Source organism: Comamonas thiooxydans, from assembly GCF_000964545.1.
GTDB classification, from domain to species: Bacteria; Pseudomonadota; Gammaproteobacteria; order Burkholderiales; family Burkholderiaceae_C; genus Comamonas; species Comamonas thiooxydans.
Map to the genome: position 1 here is coordinate 15,620 of NZ_BBVD01000009.1, position 15,108 is coordinate 30,727.

Consider the following 15,108-nt stretch of genomic DNA (forward strand, 5'->3'; position numbering starts at 1 on the left):
TGAGGGCAGTCGCAGCCGGTATGCCGAGCGATCTTGCTTTCGGGGTCGCGCCCCGCCGCGGTACATGCGGCAGGCCCCGCCGCCGCACCTTTGATGCGTTGCTTTCTCCAGCGACCATTGCGAACAGCTTGCCTGCCGTGTAGAGCGGCTCCAACCTTTCAAACGCAAGCAAGCCATGAAAATCGCTCAAGAAATCCGCGCAGGCAATGTGATCATGTTCGGCAAGGACCCCATGATCGTTCTGAAGACCGAATACGCTCGTGGCGGCCGTGGCGCTGCTACCGTGCGCATGAAGCTCAAGAGCCTGATCGGCAACTTCGGCACGGAAAACGTGTTCAAGGCCGACGACAAGATCGACAACGTGATCCTGGACAAGAAGGATTGCACCTACTCCTACTTCGCCGACCCCATGTACGTGTGGATGGACGAAGAATTCAACCAGTACGAAGTCGAAGCCGAAAACATGGCTGACGCACTGAACTACCTGGAAGACGGCATGACTGCCGAAGTGGTGTTCTACGACGGCAAGGCCATCTCCGTCGAGCTGCCCACCACCATCGTGCGCGAAATCACCTGGACCGAACCCGCCGTCAAGGGCGATACCTCCGGCAAGGTTCTGAAGCCCGCCAAGATCGCTACCGGCTTCGAAGTGGCCGTGCCCCTGTTCGTGTCTCAAGAAGACAAGATCGAAATCGACACCCGCACCGGCGAATACCGCAAGCGCGTGTAATGTGGCGGCAGCTGCCGCAGCTGCTCCCCGGCAAAAGGCTTCCTCAGGAAGCCTTTTTTTATTTCCGCCTCCAACAACGGGATTACGCCAGCCGCCTTCGTCTGCCGCGACACTCAAAACCGCTTCAGTCTGTGCAAGACTAAGGGCAGTCCATCCACTCCCACTGCCAATGACGCACTCCCTGCCCTGGCTGCAGCCCGAACAAGAATTCCCCCCCATTGATCAGACCTGGGGGGAGAGGGATCCCATTCCAGGGCTGCTCGCTGCCGGCAACACCCTGGATGCCGCCCGCCTTCGCACGGCTTACAGCCAGGGAATTTTCCCTTGGTTCAGCGAGGGCCAGCCCGTGCTCTGGTGGTCCCCCAATCCACGCATGGCTCTGCATCCCGACGAGTTTCGTCTGCACCGCAGCCTGCGCAAAAGATTGCAGAAATTTCGCAATGATCCGCGCTGCGAAATTCGCATCGACAGCGCTTTTGCCACGGTGATGCAGCATTGCGCACAGACCCCGCGCGACGGCCAGAACGGCACCTGGATTGTGCAAAGCATTGTCGATGCCTATACCGAGCTGCATCAGCAGGGCGCTGCACACAGCGTGGAAACCTGGATCGACGGCCAGCTGGTTGGAGGCCTCTACTGCGTGGCGCTGGGCAGAGCGGTTTTTGGCGAATCCATGTTCGCACTGCAGACCGATGCCTCCAAGATTGCACTGTCGGCGCTGGTGGCCCTGTGCAGGGCTCATCAGGTGCCGCAGATCGACTGCCAGCAGGCCACCGCACATCTATCTTTCATGGGCGCTCGAGAAGTCACAAGAGCGCAGTTCGCCCGGACCGTTCAAGCCCAGGCCCAGCTGCCCGATATGCAGTGGCAATTCAGGCCCATATACTGGGAACAGTTGCTGAGCCATACTGAGGCTTGACGCACCGCATCTGCAGCTGAGTCCGATCATGACGCACCCGAACGACCTCCCGCTACATGCCCTGCAGTTTTATGCCACGGCAGCCTATCCCTGCAGCTATCTGCCGGGCCGGCTGGCACGTTCTCAGGTCGCCACACCCAGTCACCTGATTCAGAACACCACCTATTCGGAACTGGTCACGCTGGGCTTCAGGCGCAGCGGCATGTTCACCTATCGCCCCTATTGCGATGGCTGCAAGGCCTGCGTTCCTCTGCGAATTCTGGCCCAGGAGTTTCGCCCCAGCCGCAGCCAGCGGCGCGCTGCAAAACAGCATGGGCAACTTGTCGCCTCCATTCAGCGCCTGCACTACTCCGACGAACACTACCAGCTCTACCTACGCTACCAGCAGCACCGCCATAGCGGCGGCGGCATGGACAACGACAGCGTGGACCAGTACACGCAGTTTCTGCTGCAAAGCCGGGTCAACTCCCGATTGGTCGAGTTCCGCGAGCCGGGCGCAGACGGTCAGCCCGGCACACTCAAAATGCTCTCCATTCTGGACGTACTGGAGGACGGGCTGTCGGCGGTCTACACCTTCTACGATCCGGAGGACCACGCCAGCTATGGAACCTTCAATGTGCTGTGGCAAATTCAGCAGGCCAAAGCCATGAACCTGCCTTATGTCTATCTTGGCTACTGGATCTCCGAGAGCCAGAAGATGCGCTACAAGGCCAGCTTTTTGCCACATGAGATCCGCCAGGGCGAGCTATGGCAGCGCGTAGACAGGCAAAGCATTGTGCGCTCGCAAATTGAAGAGTGACGCTGCAAAAAACAGCACATGGATATATGAGCGGATGACATGGCTGCACGGCTGCAGCACCGCTAGAATGCCCTCATCCCGCAAAGTATCTCCAACGCATGAAAAAAGACGACCTATCGGCCTCCGCAAAGCCCAGCGTCCAGGTTCTGGAACGCATGTTCACGTTGATCGACGTGCTGGCATCGCGTGAGGAAGCGGTTTCTTTGAAGGAGATCAGCGAACGCACGGGCCTGCATCCATCGACCACGCACCGCATACTCAATGACCTTGCACTGGGCCGCTTTGTGGATCGCCCCGAATCGGGCAGCTACCGCCTGGGCATGCGCTTTCTGGAACTGGGCAACCTGGTCAAGGCCCGGCTGAACGTACGTGAAGTGGCGCTGACCCCCATGCGTCAGCTTTACAAGCAGATTCAGCAACCCATCAGCCTGTCCGTGCGCCAGGGCGACGAGATTGTCTATGTGGAACGCGCCTACAGCGAGCGCTCTGGCATGCAGGTGGTACGCGCCATTGGCGGCCACGCGCCTTTGCATTTGACCTCCAACGGCAAGCTGTTTCTGGCAGCTGACGATTCCCAGCAGGTGCGCGCCTATGCCATGCGCACCGGCCTGCCCGGCAAGACCCATTTCAGCATCACCCAGCTGGGTGACCTCGAACATGAGCTGGCCAAGGTACGTCAATACGGCATTGCCCGCGACAACGAAGAGCTGGAATTAGGCGTGCGTTGCATGGCAGCCGGCATTTACGACGACCAGAGCAAGCTGATTGCGGGCCTGTCCATCTCTGCCCCAGCAGACCGCCTTGACGAGAGCTGGGCCCCCAGATTGCAGGCCACGGTGCAGGAAATTTCCGTGGCGCTGGGTTTCAGCGGCACACGCCCGGCCTCGGCTCAGGCCGCCCCCAACCCCTATAGCCGCAGCCAGCACAGTTGAATACAGGGGCGCCTCTCGCAATCTGCAAAGGAGCTGGAATTCCATTTCAGGTGTAGACCCAATAAAAAAGCGCTACCTGGGTAGCGCTTTTTGACTGGACCTGTACCTGCTTAGCCCCTGATACGGCTTGCAATCGTATTGCTGGCGGTGGGCCCCTTGCTTTCCATCCAGTGGCGCACGCGCTCGGCATCTGCCAGGCGGCTGAACTTGCCTGCGGAATCCAGGAACACCATGATCAGCTTGCGCCCGGCCACATGGGCCTGCATCACAAGGCAGCGTCCGGCTTCGGAGATATAGCCGGTCTTTTGCAGGCCAATATCCCAGTTGTCGCTCTTGACCAGACGGTTGGTGTTGTTGAACTGCAGCGTGCGGCGACCGACGGCCACTTCATAGCCGGGCGATGTGGAGTACTCGCGCATCAGCGGATCGGCATGCGCCACCGCCACCAGGCGCGCCAGATCGCGTGCGCTGGACTGGTTGCTGCTGGACAGGCCGGTGGGCTCCACATAGCGCGTGTCCTTCATGCCCAGTTGCAGCGCCTTGGAGTTCATCAGTTGCACAAACTGCGCCAGACCGCCGGGATAAGTGCGTCCCAGGGCATGGGCAGCACGGTTCTCGCTGGACATCAGCGCCAGATGCATCATCTCGGCACGCGTCAAGGTGGTACCGACACGCAGGCGGGAGCTGCTGTGCTTTTCGGTGTCCACATCGTCCTGCGTGATGGTGATCATCTCATCCATGGGCAGGCGGGCCTGAGAGATCAGCAGACCGGTCATCAGCTTGGTCAGCGAGGCAATCGGCAGCACTGCCTGATCGTTCTTGCTCAGCAGCACCTCATGTGTGTCCTGGTCGATCACATAAGCCACGCTGCTTTGCAGATCCAGGGGATCCGAGACGGAGTGAAGACCCGCCATCTGCCCATAGGACAGGCGTGCGGGCTCGACTGCCGTTGCAGCAGCTGCTGCCGCAACCGTAGCGCCAGCGGCTCCTGCCCTGGCCAGACGCTTCTTGCCGCCGGTCTTCTCGTCTCTTTCGGCCTTGGCTGCCAGAGAAGTCTTGCCGCCCTTCTTGCTTGCAAGTTTGGCGTCTGCCTTTTCCGGCTTGCCTTTGGCGACCTTTGCGCTTTTGGGCTGCGCTGCGGCACGAACCTTGCCAGCCGGCTCCTTGGCCGCTTTCTTAGCCGAAGCCGCAGCAGCCACGGGCTTTTTGGAGTCTTTTTTGGGCGTCGCCGCATGCGCTGCCGGAGCAGCCAGAGCGCAGCTCAACAGAGCCAAAGACACCACCTGGGTGAGTTTTGCAAGGCGAAATGGACGCAGCAGCTGCATGCGATACTCCAGACAACAAGGTGTAAGGATTTAATTCAATCAAAAAAGTTGTGCAGTGACAAGCACTTGCACAACCTTCTCGATAATCTGAGTGAAATTATAAATCCAGCAGTCAACCTTGTGCTGCAACAACTTCCTGATTGCTATGCAATTTGTTCAAAGCGCTCAGATATGCCTTGGCCGATGCGACCACAATATCGGGGTCAGCACCCACTCCGTTGACGATGCGACCACTGCGCTGCAGGCGCACCGTCACCTCGCCCTGACTCTCGGTTGAGCCGCTGATGGCATTGACGGAATACAGCACCATTTCGGCACCGCTCTTGACTTCGGACTCGATGGCCTTGAACGAGGCATCGACCGGACCATTGCCCTCGGAGCTGGCCTTGATTTCCCGACCTGCATTGCTGAAGACCACGCTGGCATGTGGGCGCTCACCCGTTTCGCTCTGCTGGGCCAGCGAAATGAACTGAAACTGATTGTCCTGGTGCTCCGCGCCTTCGGCATTCACCAGCGCCAGAATGTCCTCGTCAAAGATTTCGCTCTTGCGATCCGCGAGCTCCTTGAAGCGCGTGAAGGCCTGGTTGATGGCAGCTTCGCTGTCCAGCTCCACCCCCAGCTCCTGCAGGCGCTGCTTGAAGGCGTTGCGACCGCTGAGCTTGCCCAGCACGATCTTGTTGGCCGCCCAGCCCACATCCTCAGCACGCATGATTTCGTAGGTATCACGCGCCTTGAGCACGCCATCCTGATGAATGCCGGAGGCATGGGCAAAGGCATTGGCTCCCACCACCGCCTTGTTGGGCTGCACCACAAAGCCCGTGGTCTGGCTGACCAGGCGGCTGGCGGCCACGATATGCTGGGTATCGATATTCACGTCGAGACCAAAGTAGTCCTTGCGCGTCTTGATGGCCATGACTACTTCTTCAAGTGAGCAGTTACCCGCACGCTCACCCAACCCGTTGATGGTGCATTCGATCTGGCGTGCGCCGCCAATCTTCACGCCCGCCAGCGAATTGGCAACCGCCATGCCCAGGTCGTTGTGGCAATGCACGGACCAGACGGCCTTGTCGCTGTTGGGCACGCGCTCGCGCAAGTTGCGAATGAACTCGCCATAAAGCTCGGGAATCGCGTAGCCCACGGTGTCGGGCACGTTGATGGTGGTTGCACCCTCCTTGATGACGGCCTCGATCACGCGCGCCAGAAAATCGGGTTCGCTGCGATAGCCGTCCTCCGCGCTGAACTCGATGTCTTCGATGAGATTGCGCCCGAAGCGCACCGCCTGCTTGGCCTGCTCCAGCACCTGCTCGGGTGTCATGCGCAGCTTTTTCTCCATGTGCAGCGGACTGGTGGCGATGAAGGTGTGAATGCGAGCGCGGTTGGCCCCCTTCAAGGACTCGGCCGCACGCGCGATGTCTCGGTCGTTGGCGCGGGAGAGCGAGCAGACTGTGGAGTCCTTGATGGCACGCGCAATGGTCTGGATGGACTCGAAGTCGCCATTGGATGCCGCGGCAAACCCTGCCTCGATCACATCGACCTTGAGGCGCTCCAGCTGGCGTGCAATGCGCAGCTTTTCATCGCGCGTCATGGATGCGCCGGGCGACTGCTCGCCGTCACGCAAGGTGGTGTCAAAAATAATGAGCTGATCGGACATGGTGGGGACTCTCTATGTAATGGCGCCGGTAGACGCCTGTTTTGACTGGAGGATTGCCGACAAAAAAGCCGGTGCGCTTTTGGCGACACCGGCTTTGAACCTTTTATGCGGCTACCGCCTCTTCGGCGACAGCAGGGACGCGCTGCACTCCCGAGATGATGGCGCGCAACGAGGCAGAAACGATATTGGCATCGACCCCGACGCCATAGCAGACCTGAGCGTCATCCACGCGCAGCTCCACATAGGCAATCGCCTTGGCATTCGCTCCCTCGCCAATCGCATGCTCGGCATAGTTGAGCACGCGCACATTGCGGCCGACGTTAGCCGACAGCGCCTGCACGAAGGCATCAATGGGGCCCGTACCTTCGCCTTCCAAAAAATACTTTTCTCCGGCGATCTCGATGTGGGAAGTCATATTGACAACGCCATCTGCCTCGCTCAGGCGATATTGGGGTGCCTTGACAGTGTTGACCCCATATTCGCGCTGGAACAGCTCCCACAGATCCGCAGCCGACAATTCCTTGCCGCTGGCATCCATCTCGCGCTGCACGACCTGGCTGAACTCGATCTGCAGGCGGCGAGGCAGCTGAAGCCCATATTCGCTCTCGAGCAGATAGGCAATACCACCCTTGCCCGACTGGCTGTTCACGCGAATCACTGCCTCATAGCTGCGCCCCAGGTCCTTGGGATCGATGGGCAGATAAGGCATATCCCAGATATCGCCTTCCTTGTGGGCGGCGAAAGCCTTCTTAATGGCGTCCTGGTGGGAGCCGGAGAAGGAGGTGTAGACCAAGTCACCCACGTAAGGGTGACGAGGATGCACGGGCAACTGGTTGCAATGCTCAACCGTTGCACGGATATCGTCGATGTCGGAGAAATCCAGGCCGGGGTTCACGCCCTGGATATACATATTGAGCGCCACATTCACCACGTCCAGATTGCCGGTGCGCTCGCCGTTGCCGAACAGGCAACCTTCCAGGCGGTCCGCGCCGGCCATCAGGGACAGCTCGGCAGCCGCCGTTCCCGTGCCGCGGTCGTTATGCGGATGGACCGAGATCACCACGCTGTCACGGCGCTTGATGTTGCGATGCGTCCACTCCACCATGTCGGCAAAGATATTAGGCGTTGAGTGCTCCACGGTGGTGGGCAGGTTGATGATGCACTTGTTCTCGGGCGTGGGCTGCCAGACGTCGGTGACGGCGTCTATCACGCGCTTGGAGAACTCCAGCTCGGTGTCCGAATACATTTCGGGCGAGTACTGGAAGGTCCATTTGGTGTTGGGGTGCTGGGCCGCGATGTCCTTGAACATCTGGGCATTGGTCACAGCCAATTCCACAATCTCGTCTTCAGTCATGTTCAGCACCACGCGGCGCATCACGGGAGCCGTGGCGTTGTAGAGATGGACGATGGCGCGGGGCACACCTTCGAGCGCTTCGAAGGTGCGGCGAATCAGGTGCTCACGCGCCTGGGTCAGCACCTGCACGGTCACGTCGTCGGGAATGCGGTTTTCCTCGATGAGCTTGCGCATGAAGTCGAACTCGATCTGCGAGGCCGAAGGAAAGCCGACTTCGATTTCCTTGAAACCGATCTTCACCAGTTGCTCGAACATGCGCACCTTGCGCTCGATGTCCATGGGCTCGATCAGGGCCTGGTTGCCGTCACGCAGATCCACGCTGCACCAGACCGGGGGCTTGGTGATGACCGCGTCGGGCCAGGTGCGATCGGTCAGACGCACGGGGGCGAAAGCGCGGTATTTGGTGGAAGGGTTTTGCAACATGGTGAGTCTCTTTAGTCGAAATTAGAGGAAATTGAACCCAGCTCCAGCGACGCCCAAAAGCAAAAACGGCCCGTCGCTGATGCTACGGGCCGCCAAGTAGGGTGTGTTTGTACGCGCGCGCTACTTTCTCTGCCCGTTGGACATTAGTAGTAGAGCTAGCGACAGGTTTTGCATGCGAGTCACTTTAACACAAGAAAAGTTGGCAGGGCCAGGATTTTTTGAGGCCGCGCTTCAATCGTCGTGCAGACCACGCTCATCGGGCTCGTCCTTGGAGGTCGCCACAATGCTGACCTGCTCACCCTTGGCACGGCGCCAGACATAGATCACATAGCCCGAAACCGAGTAGCCGACAAACACCAGGAAGAGCATGGTTGCAGGCTCGATGCTGACCACGGCCATCAGCAGGGCCACCACCACCAGCGAGACGAACGGCATGCTCTTGGCGCCGCCGATGTCCTTGAAGCTGTAATAGGGAATATTGGTGACCATGGTCAGACCTGCGAACAGCGTGATGGCGAACATGATCCAGGAGAGATCGGCCCTGTCCGTGGGATAGCCGCCAAACCAGGAAATCACATCGCCGAAGATGGGTACATCACGATGGGAAACCATCAGCGCACTGGTCAGCCAGATAAAGCCCGCCACCAGGGCCGCAGCCGCAGGCGAAGGCATGCCCTGGAAATAGCGCTTGTCCACCACGGCCGTATTCACGTTGAAGCGCGCCAGGCGCAATGCGGCGCAGGCGCAATACACAAAGGCGGCAATCCAGCCCCAGCGCCCCAGGGGACGCAAGGCCCATTCATAAGCAATCAGCGCTGGCGCGGCACCGAAGGACACCATGTCGGAGAGCGAGTCCATCTGCTCACCGAACGCGCTTTGCGTGTGCGTCATGCGCGCCACGCGACCGTCAAGACTGTCGAGCACCATGGCGCAGAAAACGCCCACGGCCGCCAGCTCGAACTTGTTGTTCATGGCCATGACGATGGCGTAGAAACCGCCAAACAGCGCTGCCAGCGTGAACAGATTGGGCAGCACATAAATGCCTTTGCGCGGCTTGCGCGGCATTCCACTCAGATCGGCAGAATCATTGCTGTTTTGCATCAAACAGACCTCCAGTGCTTGCATGTCAACTGCATGCAGCTATTAAAACGATAGTATTTCAAGCATGGCCATCATGGCCATGTCCCTGCCACCAGTGTACCCGCCACACAGATCGCATCCGGAATGAAAAAAGGCCACCTCAAAGGTGGCCTCTTGCCCAAGCGCAGTCATCCGGCTCGCGCCGAATGACCTGCCTGCATTAGTTGCGGGTCTGGTCGACCAGCTTGTTCTTGGAGATCCAGGGCATCATGGAGCGCAGCTGGCCGCCCACTTGCTCGATGGCATGGTCGGCGTTCTGGCGACGACGGGCAGTCATCGAAGGATAGTTCAGACGGCCTTCGCTGATGAACATCTTGGCGTATTCACCGCTCTGGATGCGCTTGAGGGCGTTGCGCATGGCCTTGCGGGATTCTTCGTTGATGACTTCGGGGCCGGTCACGTACTCGCCATACTCCGCGTTGTTGGAGATGGAGTAGTTCATGTTGGCGATGCCGCCTTCATACATCAGGTCAACGATCAGCTTCAACTCGTGCAGGCACTCGAAGTAAGCCATTTCGGGAGCGTAGCCAGCTTCGGTCAGCGTCTCGAAGCCCATCTTCACCAGTTCCACGGCACCGCCGCACAGCACGGCCTGCTCGCCGAACAGGTCGGTCTCGGTTTCTTCCTTGAAGTTGGTTTCGATGATGCCGCCCTTGCCGCCGCCGTTGGCGGAAGCATAGGACAGGGCCACGTCACGGGCCTTGCCGGACTTGTCCTGGTAGATGGCGATCAGGGAAGGCACGCCGCCGCCCTTCAGGTATTCGGAGCGCACGGTGTGGCCGGGGCCCTTGGGAGCGACCATGATCACGTCCAGATCGGCGCGGGGCACGACCTGGTTGTAGTGCACGTTGAAGCCGTGAGCGAAAGCCAGGGTAGCGCCGGACTTGATGTTGGGCTCGACGTTGTTCTTGTACACCTCGGGGATGTTCTCGTCGGGCAGCAGGATCATGACCACGTCGGCAGCCTTCACCGCGTCGTTCACTTCCATCACCGTCAGGCCGGCCTTGCCGACCTTGTCCCAGGAAGAGCCGCCCTTGCGCAGACCGACCACAACCTTAACGCCGCTGTCGTTCAGGTTTTGAGCATGTGCGTGGCCTTGGCTGCCGTAGCCGATGATGGCAACAGTCTTGCCCTTGATCAGGCTCAGGTCACAGTCCTTGTCGTAGAAAACTTTCATGATGGCTCCAGGTCTCTTATCTTGAGGGGGTTAAAAAGGTTTGTTCAGATTCAAAAGTGGTGCAACGCAGCCATTAGACACGCAGAATGCGCTCGCCACGACCAATACCCGAGGCGCCTGTGCGAACGGTCTCAAGGATGGCAGTGCGATCAATGGCTTGCAGGAAGGCGTCGTTCTTGGACTGGTCGCCGGTCAGCTCCACGGTGTAGCTCTTCTCGGTCACGTCGATGATGCGGCCGCGGAAGATGTCCGCCATGCGCTTCATTTCCTCGCGTTCCTTGCCCACGGCACGCACCTTGACCATCATCAGCTCGCGCTCGGTGTAGGCACCTTCGGTCAGGTCCACCACTTTAACCACTTCAATCAGTCGGTTCAGGTGCTTTGTGATTTGCTCAATCACATCGTCCGAGCCCGTGGTCAGGATGGTCATGCGCGACAGCGAGGGGTCCTCGGTCGGTGCGACAGTCAGGGATTCGATGTTGTAGCCACGGGCGGAAAACAGGCCCACGACGCGCGACAGTGCTCCAGGCTCGTTCTCGAGCAGCACGGCAATAATGTGTTTCATTGGGAGATTCCTCTTTTCGCCGCCCTCCCCTGACACCGGTAAGTGCCAGGCTCGGCGGACAATAGATTCGTCAAAAAATGCTATTTAAAATATAGCTGCTTGCGCTTGATATGTAAGTGCTTGAGGCCGATTTTTTCAAAACCGGCTACCCGGCATCACAGATCGTCGGCGCCCAGCAGCATTTCCGTGATGCCACGGCCGGCTTGCACCATGGGGAACACGTTCTCAGTCGGATCGGTGCGGAAGTCCAGGAAGACCGTCTTGCTTTCCTCGCGCACGATACGGCGCGCCTCGCGCAGCGCAGCCTCGACATCGGCAGGCTTCTCGATCAGCAGGCCACGGTGGCCGAAGGCTTCCGCCAGCTTCACGAAGTCGGGCAGCGAATCCATATAGCTGCTTGAGTAGCGACCCGAGTATTCAATTTCCTGCCACTGGCGCACCATGCCCAGGAAGCGGTTGTTCAGCGCACAGATGACCACCGGGGTGTTGTACTGCTTGCAGGTGGCCAGCTCCTGGATATTCATCTGGATCGAGCCTTCGCCCGTGATGCAGAAGACTTCGGAGTCGGGCTTGGCCAGCTTGATGCCCATGGCGTAAGGCAGGCCCACGCCCATGGTGCCCAGACCGCCGGAGTTGATCCAGCGACGGGGTTCATCGAAGCGGTAATACTGCGCCGCCCACATCTGGTGCTGGCCCACATCGGAGGTGATGTAGGCATCGGCATCCTTGGTCATGTTCCACAGTGTGTCGACAACGTACTGGGGCTTGATGACTTCGGTGTTGGACTTGTCGTAGCTCAGGCAGTCGCGGCTGCGCCAGCCTTCGATGGTGCTCCACCATTGGCCCAAAGCCGCCTCATCGGGGCGCTGTGCCGACTCGCGCAGCATGCCAATCAGCTCGTTGAGCACGTCCTTGACATCGCCCACGATGGGCACATCCACCTTCACGCGCTTGGAGATGGAGGAAGGATCGATGTCGATATGGATGATCTTGCGCTCCACCGACATGAAATGCTTGGGATTGCCGATCACGCGATCGTCAAAGCGCGCACCCACGGCCAGCAGCACATCGCAGTTCTGCATGGCATTGTTGGCTTCGATGGTGCCGTGCATGCCCAGCATGCCCAGGAACTTCCGGTCGCTGGCCGGGTAGGCGCCCAGGCCCATCAGCGTATTCGTGACCGGGTAGCCCAGCATGTCCACCAGCTGACGCAGCTCGTTGCAGGCATTGCCCAGCAGCACGCCGCCGCCGGTGTAGATATAAGGGCGCTTGGCCGTCAGCAGCAGTTGCAAGGCCTTGCGGATCTGGCCTGCATGTCCCTTTTTGACGGGGTTGTACGAGCGCATTTCCACTTTTTCAGGATAGCCCGTGTACAGCGCCTTCTTGAAGGACACGTCCTTGGGAATATCCACCACCACGGGGCCGGGACGGCCGGTGCGGGCGATGTGGAAAGCCTTTTTCATGGTCTCGGCCAGCTCGCGCACATCCTTGACCAGGAAGTTGTGCTTGACGATGGGGCGCGTGATGCCCACTGTGTCGCACTCTTGAAATGCGTCGGTACCGATGTAATTGGTCGATGTCTGGCCGGCAATCACCACCATGGGGATGGAGTCGGTATAGGCGGTGGCAATGCCCGTCACCGCATTGGTCAGACCGGGGCCGGAAGTCACCAACGCCACGCCCACCTCACCGGTGGCACGCGCAAAACCGTCGGCTGCATGCACGGCCGCCTGCTCGTGGCGCACCAGCACATGCTGAATGCTGTCCTGCTTGTAGAGCGCGTCGTAAATATAGAGAACTGCCCCGCCAGGGTAACCCCACAGGTGCTTGACACCTTCAGCCTGAAGAGACTTGATGAGGATTTCGGAGCCCATCAATTCCTGGGCGCCCTTGGGGGACGATGCGGCGGCTGCAGAGGCCAGCTCGGCTTTGGAGATTTCCATGATCAACCTTTGTGAATTTCTCTAACGAAAAACCTTCGGTGCCCTTAGCCTGAAGCCCTTGTGAGGCCGGTTTAGGACTTAAGACCACATGCCATGGACGTTTGTGTATACGCCGGACCGTGATCCGTTTGCTTCTTTAAGTTGAAGATCATTATCGCACTGCAACAAGACCTTCAAATGCAGTACACAAAAAAACATCATCGGATGCGATAATCTGCCGCTTTCGTCACTACCTAACTCCCGCTTTCTCCAGGGTTACTCTCTCTTGGCCACAGAACAAGAACTGTCTGCATTCCTCAAAGACGTTGAAAAGCGCGCCTTCAAACGCAGCGTTTTCCATGTCCGCGACGAGGAGGCCGCCCTGGATATCGTGCAGGACAGCATGCTCAAACTGGCCCAGCACTATGGGGACAAACCGGTCAATGAACTGCCCATGCTGTTCCAGCGCATTCTGTCGAACAGCACTCTTGACTGGTTTCGCCGCCAGAAGACACAGAAAGCCGTTTTCACTCACTTCAGCGACCTGGAGTCTTCCGTAGACGGGGACAGCGACTTCGATTGGCTGGAAACCTATGCCACCAACGGCGACGCATCCGCCGCCAGCAACGCCGAGAGCCTGACCGAACGCAAGCAGACGCTGCAAAGCATAGAAAAAGAGATACAGGAGCTGCCTGCGCGTCAACGCGAGGCCTTTCTCATGCGTTACTGGGAAGAGATGGATGTCGCAGAGACTGCTGCCGCCATGGGTTGCTCTGAAGGCAGCGTCAAAACCCATTGCTTCCGCGCCATTCAAACATTGAGCAAGGCACTCAAGGCCAAAGGAATCGAGTTATGAAATCCGCGCCCACCCTCCGGCAAGAACAGACCGCCGACCGCATCGCCCGTCAAATCACTGCCCGCCTGAGCGAGGGCGAAGCCTTGCTCCCTTACGAAATTACCGAACGCCTGCGCGCCTCCCGCGAGCAAGCCGTGTCCATACGTCGCCGCGAAGCGTCTGTACTGCGCGTTCAGACCAGTACTGCAGCATCTGCCCAGGGCAGTACCCTGACACTGGGCAACCCCGACGAGGGTAACGGCTGGTGGCGCCCCCTGGTCTCGGCCATCCCCGTTTTTGCACTCATTGCGGGCCTGGTAATCTACAACTCCGACACCGAACAAAGTATGCTAAGCGAAGTCACCGAGGTCGATACAGCCTTGCTGACCGATGATCTGCCCCCTGCTGCCTACTCTGACCCTGGCTTCATCCAGTACATCAAGACCTCGGCAGCCACCCCATCAGAACACTAAACAGCCTGCCACCTCTGCCTTGATGCCCACTGAGAAGCGCTCCCTCCTGAAACCCGACAACACCGCCGCCATCATGGCGGCGCTGTTGTTGGTGGCCTTGAGCTGGACAGGATGGAATGTCGTACAGCAAGTCAGGCTGGCACCCAGCTCCGTCCCCCCCGCCACGGTAGCTGCATCCAGATCCATGCATGCAGACCCGTCCACGCGCCAGAGAGCCTCGGCGCAGGCCTCAGGTCCACGCTGGGGCGAACTCAGCAGCCACCAGCGCGAGATTCTGCAGCCGCTGCAAGAGCGCTGGGCCATGATCGGCTCGGTGCAGAAGCGCCGCTGGATTGCCCTGGCGGATGGTTTTGACAAACTCAGCGAGCGCGAACAGCAAAAGCTTCATGACCGCATGGAAGCCTGGTCCGGCCTGAGTGCTGCCCAGCGCAATCAGGCCCGGCTGAATTTCGCCATTACCAACAAGCTCGCGACTGACAAGCAGGCCCAGTGGGAGGCCTACCAGGCTCTGAGCGATGAAGAAAAGCGACTGCTGGCGGCCCGCGCCACTCCCAAGGTGGTAAGCGCCGCACCGGCCATCAAGCCCGTGCCTTCCAAGAAGCTGGCGCGCATTCCTGCTGCCACGGCCTCCCCCAATACGGTGCCCAATCTGCCCAAGATTCCACCCGCAACCATTCATCACCCACCACCGCCCGTGCCCGCAACACCTGCCATGGTGGAGACGCACCCCATCCGTACGCCCTCGGTGATTGTGGAGACGGCTCCCGTGGACATTCCTCGCGCCACACCCATCACGCTGCCGCCGCTGGATGCGCCAGGTCAAGACGCGCACCAATGACAGTGTCGGTGCGGCAACCGAGCGC

15 protein-coding genes are annotated in these 15,108 nt (G+C 59.4%); 7 read left to right on the forward strand and 8 right to left on the reverse strand.

Annotated elements, in window-relative coordinates; genetic code table 11:
• Positions 1–175: 175 nt before the first annotated feature.
• The 4 genes from efp to Cth01_RS15255 all read left to right on the forward strand — a co-directional run bounded on the left by efp (position 176) and on the right by Cth01_RS15255 (position 3,380).
• Positions 176–730: an elongation factor P gene (efp, locus tag Cth01_RS15240; protein WP_003056627.1), complete on the forward strand. Its 555-nt coding sequence runs from the start codon at positions 176–178 to the stop codon at positions 728–730.
• Positions 731–899: 169 nt separating this feature from the next.
• Positions 900–1,649 carry a leucyl/phenylalanyl-tRNA--protein transferase gene (aat, locus tag Cth01_RS15245; RefSeq protein ID WP_034357018.1) on the forward strand — a complete coding sequence of 250 codons (750 nt, stop codon included), beginning with the start codon at positions 900–902 and terminating at the stop codon, positions 1,647–1,649.
• A gap of 28 nt (positions 1,650–1,677) precedes the next feature.
• Positions 1,678–2,448, forward strand: a complete 771-nt coding sequence (locus Cth01_RS15250) for an arginyltransferase (protein ID WP_003066251.1) — start codon at positions 1,678–1,680, stop codon at positions 2,446–2,448.
• A gap of 98 nt (positions 2,449–2,546) precedes the next feature.
• Positions 2,547–3,380: an IclR family transcriptional regulator gene (locus tag Cth01_RS15255; RefSeq protein WP_034393183.1), complete on the forward strand. Its 834-nt coding sequence runs from the start codon at positions 2,547–2,549 to the stop codon at positions 3,378–3,380.
• A 110-nt stretch (positions 3,381–3,490) separates the two neighbouring features.
• Here Cth01_RS15255 and pbpG read toward each other — a convergent pair whose 3' ends face one another.
• The 7 genes from pbpG to Cth01_RS15290 all read right to left on the reverse strand — a co-directional run bounded on the left by pbpG (position 3,491) and on the right by Cth01_RS15290 (position 12,958).
• Positions 3,491–4,705 carry a D-alanyl-D-alanine endopeptidase gene (pbpG, locus tag Cth01_RS15260; RefSeq protein WP_045839641.1) on the reverse strand — a complete coding sequence of 405 codons (1,215 nt, stop codon included), beginning with the start codon at positions 4,703–4,705 and terminating at the stop codon, positions 3,491–3,493.
• A gap of 112 nt (positions 4,706–4,817) precedes the next feature.
• A complete protein-coding gene (locus Cth01_RS15265; RefSeq protein WP_012837810.1) occupies positions 4,818–6,356 on the reverse strand; it encodes a 2-isopropylmalate synthase in 1,539 nt (512 codons plus the stop codon).
• Between the two features lie 103 nt (positions 6,357–6,459).
• Positions 6,460–8,133 (reverse strand): 2-isopropylmalate synthase, encoded by a 1,674-nt coding sequence (gene leuA / locus Cth01_RS15270; protein WP_034393178.1) that lies wholly within the window; start codon positions 8,131–8,133, stop codon positions 6,460–6,462.
• A gap of 231 nt (positions 8,134–8,364) precedes the next feature.
• The gene (pssA, locus tag Cth01_RS15275; RefSeq protein ID WP_003056635.1) at positions 8,365–9,234 is read right to left on the reverse strand and encodes a CDP-diacylglycerol--serine O-phosphatidyltransferase; all 870 of its coding nucleotides are present in this window, start codon (positions 9,232–9,234) and stop codon (positions 8,365–8,367) included.
• Positions 9,235–9,433: 199 nt separating this feature from the next.
• Complete coding sequence (ilvC, locus tag Cth01_RS15280; protein ID WP_003056637.1) at positions 9,434–10,450, reverse strand: ketol-acid reductoisomerase; 1,017 nt, start codon at positions 10,448–10,450, stop codon at positions 9,434–9,436.
• Positions 10,451–10,523: 73 nt separating this feature from the next.
• Positions 10,524–11,015, reverse strand: coding sequence for an acetolactate synthase small subunit (gene ilvN, locus Cth01_RS15285; protein WP_003056638.1), 492 nt, complete (start codon positions 11,013–11,015; stop codon positions 10,524–10,526).
• A gap of 155 nt (positions 11,016–11,170) precedes the next feature.
• Positions 11,171–12,958, reverse strand: coding sequence for an acetolactate synthase 3 catalytic subunit (locus Cth01_RS15290; RefSeq protein WP_045839798.1), 1,788 nt, complete (start codon positions 12,956–12,958; stop codon positions 11,171–11,173).
• Between the two features lie 265 nt (positions 12,959–13,223).
• Here Cth01_RS15290 and Cth01_RS15295 point away from each other — a divergent pair, with 265 nt between their 5' ends.
• Positions 13,224–13,793 carry an RNA polymerase sigma factor gene (locus Cth01_RS15295; RefSeq protein WP_034356999.1) on the forward strand — a complete coding sequence of 190 codons (570 nt, stop codon included), beginning with the start codon at positions 13,224–13,226 and terminating at the stop codon, positions 13,791–13,793.
• Positions 13,790–14,245, forward strand: a complete 456-nt coding sequence (locus tag Cth01_RS15300; protein WP_045839642.1) for a DUF3619 family protein — start codon at positions 13,790–13,792, stop codon at positions 14,243–14,245. The genes Cth01_RS15295 and Cth01_RS15300 overlap by 4 nt, the downstream gene beginning before the upstream one ends.
• Here Cth01_RS15300 and Cth01_RS24310 read toward each other — a convergent pair.
• Positions 14,234–14,431 carry a hypothetical protein gene (locus tag Cth01_RS24310; RefSeq protein ID WP_012837807.1) on the reverse strand — a complete coding sequence of 66 codons (198 nt, stop codon included), beginning with the start codon at positions 14,429–14,431 and terminating at the stop codon, positions 14,234–14,236. The genes Cth01_RS15300 and Cth01_RS24310 overlap by 12 nt on opposite strands.
• Here Cth01_RS24310 and Cth01_RS15305 point away from each other — a divergent pair.
• The gene (locus Cth01_RS15305; protein WP_231905701.1) at positions 14,430–15,083 is read left to right on the forward strand and encodes a DUF3106 domain-containing protein; all 654 of its coding nucleotides are present in this window, start codon (positions 14,430–14,432) and stop codon (positions 15,081–15,083) included. The two genes, Cth01_RS24310 and Cth01_RS15305, sit on opposite strands and share 2 nt — an antisense overlap.
• Positions 15,084–15,108: the final 25 nt, after the last annotated feature.